Raw genomic sequence first — 7,145 nt, 5'->3', positions numbered from 1 at the left:
ATGACCTGAATAGGAAACCTTTCTTTTTGGTCATCAATCAACTCGGTCAGTTCATTATCCGTTACTTTCTTGCGAATATGGCCATAGCCTTTTTTAAGATTTCAATTTCCTGCTTCATTTTTAAATTCTCTTTTTGGATCGCCGCAATGTCATGTGGAGTGAACTGGTTCTCCTCTCCAGCTACTGGAGTGAAGGCGTTAATCCATTTATAAATTGTGACTTCAGATACGCCCTATTCGCTACTTAAAGAACTCACCGATTGACCTGAATGATAAAGTTCGACCACCATTTTCTTAAAATCTTCACTATAATTACGACTGTTTTTTGATCCCATATCGGACACTTCCTCTCTTTTTTTAATCATAGAGAGATAACTAATCGGTGTCCATAAAACTATACTAACTCCACCCTTTTGTTCATCGTTATACTTACCAAATGGCTCTAAGTATAAATTACCGTATATGTTTTAGAAAGGTAGCAGATCTATCAAGGAATTTCTTTAAGTGGCCTCTTTTGTCACTCGCCAAAGTTAAATCACTTTTTTCGGCTATTTCCTCTACAATATTGTCAATGGTTTTATTGTCAGTTATTATTTTTTCTTCAGTAATATCGTGATTAAAGGCATAAATACACCGGTCAATTTGTGATTTTGCCCATGAATTAGCCCATTCAAATCGTTTGTTAAGGCGTTTTTCTATTGTTTTCTTCTCTGCATAAAGAATGTAATGTTTTACCTCAATACCTTCTTTAATAAGTCGTCCAATTATTTCATCATAATAATGACGATTAACCAAAGTCATGGGTGCTATAATAATACCATCATAAGTATCTGATAGATATTTTAACATTTTATAATTGAATAACCGCCACTGTTCATGGTTTTGAAAATCCGATTCATACAGTTCTTTAGGTAAATTTTTTCGTATAAAATAACCGATATTTTCAGGGTCGTAAACAAAAGAATTTTGTAATCTTTTGTTTAATTCATAAGTACATGTTGTTTTTCCCGAGCCAAACGCTCCATTTATCCAAATAATCATATTCACACCTCTTTTTTCCAAGTAATAGAATACCACCAAAACAAATGCCTTTGTTTCAGAGGACAATTTTTCTGCAATTCCTATCATATTTTCAAATAAGGAATTTTACTTAGTAAGTATTTATAATAGTGTCGATTGTGATTCCATGAGGTATTATCGAGATTAACAAAAGCAAGTTTATTAAAATCAATTTTTATCTGTTTTGTTTATCCATTAAACGACTCCTTTCAACAGGTTTGTAGCTATTTTCCCCATTGTCTCTTCAAAGGTCTTGATTTCTTCTTCATCTAATGGATAATAAAAATGCTTTAAAAAGTTCTCAGAAAAGACAGCCTCTAACTTCATCATTTTGTAACCCTTTTCACTCAATTCTAGAGTAAAACTTCTTTTGTCTACCGAACTTTCTTTTTTCTTCAAATATTCGCCCTTTAACAATGTATTAATCATTTGAGCAACGGAAGATTTTTTTATCCCTAATCTATTTGCAATTTCTGTTATAGTTGCTAAATCACCTTCATTATGTAACTTGTAAATAGCAATTATGTATTGGTAACTATTAAATGTTATTTCGCTATACCCCTCTTTCTGAAACATTGCACTTAAGTGCCGATTAAAGTATTTATAGCATGCATCTAAATCTTGAAATACGTTCATAATAACCTCCTTGAATGTTGTTAGTTAGGCTACCTAACATCATGCGTATACTATTCACTCCAGTCAAGTTGTTTTAGATTATTAAACTTATTCTTTTCGATTAAACTCATGCACTTTAAGTATATGACCCTCAACCAGGAGAAATTTTATCCTAATTAACAGCCATATCAACCTTATAGGCTCGATTACAGGGTTGCTGCTCTAGTCTTCGTCATAAGACTTTCATAAATTGGAAAATAGAGCGAAGCAACCCTTTTTAAGCTTTCTATGTGTATCGATACAGTGTCGTTTTGCTGGGTCCTGTCAAAAATATTTGATAAAGCTTATAAGGTTGGAAATTTTTGTAATAATCGGGTGCTTTTCTTTAATAACAATAGCCTAATTTCTCGTTTAAAATCAAGAGAAACTAGGCTTTTTATTTTTTTAAATCCTTAACGTTGTAAATCCGCATTTTCCTGACGCTACCCCAGAATATACCTGTTAAGAATTAATACAGATTTTATTTTAAGCTATTTCCTAATGGATTGTTGTTTTTTGTATATTTTTTCTAATGAAGTTTGATAAAATTAAATATTATGTAATATTTTATGAGGTATATTTAATAAATTGTATGCGGGGTGGAACTATTGAAGGACTTTATTTTAGTATTAATCACCATATCATTAACTGTTCTTATCTACGAAAGTGTAACAACATTCATTGGTTTTAATTATGATTTTAGCGATAAATTCAATTTATCATCATTATTAGTTGATTTTGGTATATTCGCAGGAATTTTCATTCCAATTCATGCTGTTTCAAAAAGGATGATATTTAGGAAAGGTAATTAGTAGAACTATTTGATAACTAACTATTACTATTAATTCAGTTGACTCTAATTAGAAATGCTCATTTTCACGTGTCTAAAAATCCAACTACACAACTGTTGGGATATACCTTGATATCGTTTCATCCAACATCAATTTGTCTAACTTTTAGTAGTTCGTTGCTGTTGCATAACAAATATTGCTTTCTAATATTATTTGATCAAAAACATCTTACAAATTAATATTTCCGCTTATAAAGAGAAATCAGTTTGAAGAAAGATTAATGTATTTTTCTCTTTATCATTGAGGCTATTATTTGTCTAATTGTATCCTCTGTATACCCTCCTCCAATTGAATAGGAAATATCCAATGCTTTTATTGCAACATCTTGAAAGTCAATATTAGTCATATCAACATTATTCTTTTCCATTTCTTCTTTAATTATTTTTTTGTGAGTTTTATGTCTTTTTTTGTAACTTTATACACAATTATATCCTCCTTCATTTTTCGAATTAAGATAATTTATTAATAAGATCTAACTTTGTAGGTACTGTTTAATCTGTAAGGAATTACCTTTCCATAACTTATTTCATCAATATTAGGTACATCCTGGGACATATATTTGATCCAGTTGACGGTACTGCATCTCCAGATAGAGATACATAAAAATCAGTCTATACCTTACCCATAATTAAAGCTACCTAATCTCCCACCAGTTTATGTTCTGAGTTTATTCCGTCGTGGTCTCCATCGTAGTATATTGACACTATTTCACATCTTTAGCAGTGCGTTCGTTTTATAACATTAGAAACATCTGGTCAGCAATGAACTATGAACTATAATATACTTCCCATTGTTTTTTCTACTATATACTAATTAATTTTCTAATTTATCTCGAATTCAAGTGTTCAAGATAATGGTCCTTTTCTTGAATAACTATATTGTCGTTCAGATTTTCTATCTCTAATTTTAAAAACCCCTTTGGATATATATCCAAAGGGGTTTTTATAAGCATCGCGACTATATGCAAAACATTGCATCTTTTTTATAAACATCGTCACTTTTATCAAATCTACATTAAGAGCATTATAAATTTAAAGGGAGTATGCAAGAAATAGATGACTTATTTCTTCAAATAAACAAGACAATATGCAATATTATATCTTTTACTGCAAGTGAAGCGGGACCACTATCTATTTGATCCAGTTTTACAACCGATGGAGATTTTTCGCAAGTGTTTCTTCTGCTGATAGTAAATAAGGGCATTTTGCAAGTATTTTCGCTTCTTCTGTAAGGAATTAGGGGAGTTTTGCAAGTATTTCTTCTTCTGCAAGTAAATGAGGGAGTTTTGCGAGTAGTTCATCCTCTGCTGCAAGTAATTAAAGGAGTTTTGTAAGTATTTTCGCTTCTTCTACAAGTGATTCAAGTTCCACATACCTATTATTTAAACAAGTCAGGACACGTGTTTAGGCCACTTCCATGCATACACAATAATGACGATTAACGCAGCCACTTCTACTGTTAAAAAGAACATATCATCTAGGTCATTTACACCACCAAAGACTACAAAAATCACCAGTGTTACGATTCCAGCTATTATATTTGCCCACCGATTCAGGCTATAGCTTAACACACGTGACAAGAGGACCATCGCGATTGGTATCTCTAACAGCATACCAAACCCTAACAAAAGTCCTTCTGTTATAACTGTCCCATTTACGATTCCGGTCATCATTTCTCCTAAAAGCTCTGGTCTAAACAGTTCATGAAGGTCCCTAAATATGAGATTTAGTAGGACAAAGATCCATAAGGTTGAAAGCGTTGCTTTCCTTTCAAGGTCAAAAATTTTGTGCTCACTATTCAATTTATCTACTCCTCTCTTTTATAAACGTTTGTTTTACGCTACCGTTATAATCACTTTTCCTCTTGCACGCCCCTTTTCTAGATAGCGAATGGCTTCAGCTGTTTGGCTTAAGGGATAATGACGGTCAATCACCGGTACAATTTTTTCAGATTCGAGTAGTTCCTTTAAAAATAATAGATCCTTTTTGTTTGTGTGGACCGTTTTCATCAAGCCAATTTTTTTATTGCCCGTTCGAGATATCCACTTTCCTTTAAGAGAAATATCTACAAAACGAGTCATATTCGTAAATCCAGCGACAGTACAAATTCCATTTGGCTTCAAAGCCCTCAATAAGTCTGATACTGACCGATTTCCAACTGTATCAAAAATGAGGTCATATTTCTTCCCTGTATTCGTAAAATCTGTCTTTGTATAATCAATGACATCATCTGCCCCAATGGAGCGAACTAAATCCAAATTACGTGTACTACATACACCGGTAACCTTCGTCCCAATGGCTTTTGCTATTTGTACTGAAAATGTCCCCAACCCGCCTGATGCTCCGTTAATCAAAATATTCTGTCCTGATTGAAGGTTCCCATCATTTTGAAGACCTTGCAATGCCGTTAGGGCTGCTATCGGAACGGCTGCTGCTTCCTCAAAGGATAGGTTACGAGGCTTTAAGGCTAAAGCCTCTTCAGGCACACAAGCATACTCGGCAAAACCACCCAACCCTGTTTCGAATTTCTCTCCAAACACTTCATCACCTGGCTTAAAATGGGTTACCTTGCTTCCAATGGCTTCCACCCGACCTGCAAGGTCTGCTCCAAGACGTGTTGTTTTTTTCGGTTTTTGAAGACCATTTTCCAATCGTGCTAAAAAAGGATTCGCCCTCATAAAGCGCCAATCAAGTGGGTTGGCAGCAGCAGCATACACCTTCACCAACACTTCATTCTCCTCTGGTTCTGGTTGTTCCACTTCTTTAAGCTGTAAAACATCCGTCGATCCGTATTCTGTAAATACAATCGCTTTCATCATTCTCCTCCTTCATTTTGGTTCTAAAAAAATCAATCTCACAGGATAAAGTTGATGTTTTCTTATCCTTAAAGTAAACTATACAGTGTAGTTTACATGTGGTCAATAGGTTTTTACACTATACGGTGTAGTTTATTTTTAATATAGAAAGTGAGTGCTAAAAAATGAAGAACATAAATGAACCCTCAGACAATTTATCAAAGAAACGTGAAGCGATTATGGATGGCGCTATTAAAGCTTTTGTCATCGAAGGGTACGAAAAAGCCTCTATGGACCGTATTGCTCAACATGCAGGCGTTTCTAAACGGACCGTTTATAATCATTTTTCGAATAAAGATGATCTCTTCCAAGCAATATTTCAACGGTTTTTATCTGAGCAAGAATTATTAAAGGATATCCATTATGATCCTACTAAAACGCTAGAAGAACAACTTACACTTTTCGCTGATGCAGAACTTTTTCTCATAAACGATCCAAGTCGACTCGCCTTATCAAAAGTCCTTACAACTGTTTTTCTTCAAGATCTTGAGCTGGTGACAGAAACTAAAGCGAAATATGGTCCACCACACGCCAACTTAGTGGCTTGGTTAAAAGCTGCGGATGAAGATGGAAGGATGGAAATACCCGATGCTAACTTAGCTGCGCAAATATATCATGCCATGATTGAAGGGGCCTTAACATGGCCTTCTCTCTTTCAGCAACCCCAAACGAAGGAACAGTTTATACCTTTAAAGGAGGAAATGATTAAAACGTACTTGTACCGATTTAGAAAGTAAGCTACGGCTACACATATACAATGCCATAAGAAACGTATTCATCTCAAAAAGACGATTCATCTACCGTAGTAGGTGAATCGTTTTTGTACTTATCTAACTAGTACAATAGTAGATAAGTAGACATAATTGTACCTATCGTACAAAGCCACCTACCTATTTTTAAGAAGCGATTATGGGTTCTCTCTTTCCTTAAATATATGGTTGAAAGGATTATCCCTGTGATACCGAGAAAGAGTCCAATAAGAGTAGTGAGATTTGGATAGACAGGTAAATAGGCTAATGTAATGGACGTAATCCCTAGTAAAAATAGTAATTTTTCCTGGGACACATAAATTCCTCCTTTCATTTTTCATGCTTGTTTTATACCTATTCTTTTCTTTTTAGATTATGATTTTGTTTGGATCACTCTTAACATTCCTACATCTATATTTGTAGAAATTTAATCACACTTACTCTAGTTGGACTGTTTTTACTTGAATCTTCCTTTTTGTACAGTCAAAACTAGTAAATTAAACATACACTAGTATTGTACGGCCTATTCTATTAAGAAATGAGGTGAAATGATGACTCATTCAAAAAAAATAACGACCTGCGATTGTGGAACAAAATCACTAAAAAAGCTTGTAAAAGAAAACTTTCAAGAAGGCGACCCTATTGGTGTTACGTTTGTTGGAACTGACGTACTTTTAGTTGCGACAGGAGAATTTAGAGAGCTTAGAGATGAAGCCATTGTTGTCAAAAATATTTTTAATTTACCAGGTCAAGACTCCATCAGTTTTATTCCTTTAACCGACTTAAATAGCGTTGAAAAATTAGAGAAATTACCTGATGATCCTTCTATGAAAGCGATCCGTCCAAATTAGAAAGCAAAAGAGGCTGGGACAAAACCCACGTCTGAAATGAAAAAGCCGGTGGAATTTTACGACGAGTAAAATTTCACCGGCTTTGTTTATTTTTGAATTAAAATAAGGACCACTTCTGATAAAATAAA

9 protein-coding genes are annotated in these 7,145 nt (G+C 34.0%); 3 read left to right on the top strand and 6 right to left on the bottom strand.

Features of this window, described 5'->3' with window-relative positions; genetic code table 11:
• On the top strand, positions 1–212 hold a 212-nt coding region (locus WAK64_RS22545; protein ID WP_419465984.1), incomplete at its 5' end, for a hypothetical protein.
• A 240-nt stretch (positions 213–452) separates the two neighbouring features.
• On the opposite strand, the gene WAK64_RS22265 is transcribed toward WAK64_RS22545, so the two are convergent.
• The 5 genes from WAK64_RS22265 to WAK64_RS22245 all read right to left on the bottom strand — a co-directional run bounded on the left by WAK64_RS22265 (position 453) and on the right by WAK64_RS22245 (position 5,381).
• A complete protein-coding gene (locus WAK64_RS22265) occupies positions 453–1,040 on the bottom strand; it encodes an adenylyl-sulfate kinase (RefSeq protein ID WP_336589161.1) in 588 nt (195 codons plus the stop codon).
• A gap of 213 nt (positions 1,041–1,253) precedes the next feature.
• Positions 1,254–1,694, bottom strand: coding sequence for a MarR family winged helix-turn-helix transcriptional regulator (locus WAK64_RS22260; protein ID WP_336589160.1), 441 nt, complete (start codon positions 1,692–1,694; stop codon positions 1,254–1,256).
• A gap of 1,086 nt (positions 1,695–2,780) precedes the next feature.
• On the bottom strand, positions 2,781–2,930 hold the full coding sequence (locus WAK64_RS22255) for a hypothetical protein (protein ID WP_336589159.1): 150 nt from the start codon (positions 2,928–2,930) through the stop codon (positions 2,781–2,783).
• Positions 2,931–3,953: 1,023 nt separating this feature from the next.
• Entirely contained in the window at positions 3,954–4,364 is a 411-nt protein-coding gene (locus WAK64_RS22250) for a DUF6326 family protein (RefSeq protein ID WP_336589158.1), read from the bottom strand.
• Positions 4,365–4,397: 33 nt separating this feature from the next.
• Complete coding sequence (locus WAK64_RS22245) at positions 4,398–5,381, bottom strand: NAD(P)-dependent alcohol dehydrogenase (protein ID WP_336589157.1); 984 nt, start codon at positions 5,379–5,381, stop codon at positions 4,398–4,400.
• Positions 5,382–5,542: 161 nt separating this feature from the next.
• Here WAK64_RS22245 and WAK64_RS22240 point away from each other — a divergent pair, with 161 nt between their 5' ends.
• Positions 5,543–6,154, top strand: coding sequence for a TetR/AcrR family transcriptional regulator (locus WAK64_RS22240; RefSeq protein WP_336589156.1), 612 nt, complete (start codon positions 5,543–5,545; stop codon positions 6,152–6,154).
• Positions 6,155–6,251: 97 nt separating this feature from the next.
• Here WAK64_RS22240 and WAK64_RS22235 read toward each other — a convergent pair whose 3' ends face one another.
• Positions 6,252–6,482: a hypothetical protein gene (locus WAK64_RS22235; protein ID WP_336589155.1), complete on the bottom strand. Its 231-nt coding sequence runs from the start codon at positions 6,480–6,482 to the stop codon at positions 6,252–6,254.
• A 232-nt stretch (positions 6,483–6,714) separates the two neighbouring features.
• Here WAK64_RS22235 and WAK64_RS22230 point away from each other — a divergent pair, with 232 nt between their 5' ends.
• A complete protein-coding gene (locus tag WAK64_RS22230) occupies positions 6,715–7,017 on the top strand; it encodes a hypothetical protein (protein WP_336589154.1) in 303 nt (100 codons plus the stop codon).
• Positions 7,018–7,145: the final 128 nt, after the last annotated feature.

It is taken from the genome of Bacillus spongiae, assembly GCF_037120725.1.
Lineage (GTDB): Bacteria > Bacillota > Bacilli > Bacillales > Bacillaceae_K > Bacillus_CI > Bacillus_CI spongiae.
This window is presented reverse-complemented; position numbering and strand designations above follow the sequence as displayed.

What these genes read in the sequence shown, in the direction of transcription:
- WAK64_RS22265 (WP_336589161.1), bottom strand. Translation starts at nt 1,040, where the DNA reads ATGATTATTTGGATAAATGGAGCGTTTGGCTCGGGAAAAACAACATGT.
- WAK64_RS22260 (WP_336589160.1), bottom strand. Translation starts at nt 1,694, where the DNA reads ATGAACGTATTTCAAGATTTAGATGCATGCTATAAATACTTTAATCGG.
- WAK64_RS22255 (WP_336589159.1), bottom strand. Translation starts at nt 2,930, where the DNA reads ATGGAAAAGAATAATGTTGATATGACTAATATTGACTTTCAAGATGTT.
- WAK64_RS22245 (WP_336589157.1), bottom strand. Translation starts at nt 5,381, where the DNA reads ATGATGAAAGCGATTGTATTTACAGAATACGGATCGACGGATGTTTTA.
- WAK64_RS22240 (WP_336589156.1), top strand. Translation starts at nt 5,543, where the DNA reads ATGAAGAACATAAATGAACCCTCAGACAATTTATCAAAGAAACGTGAA.
- WAK64_RS22230 (WP_336589154.1), top strand. Translation starts at nt 6,715, where the DNA reads ATGATGACTCATTCAAAAAAAATAACGACCTGCGATTGTGGAACAAAA.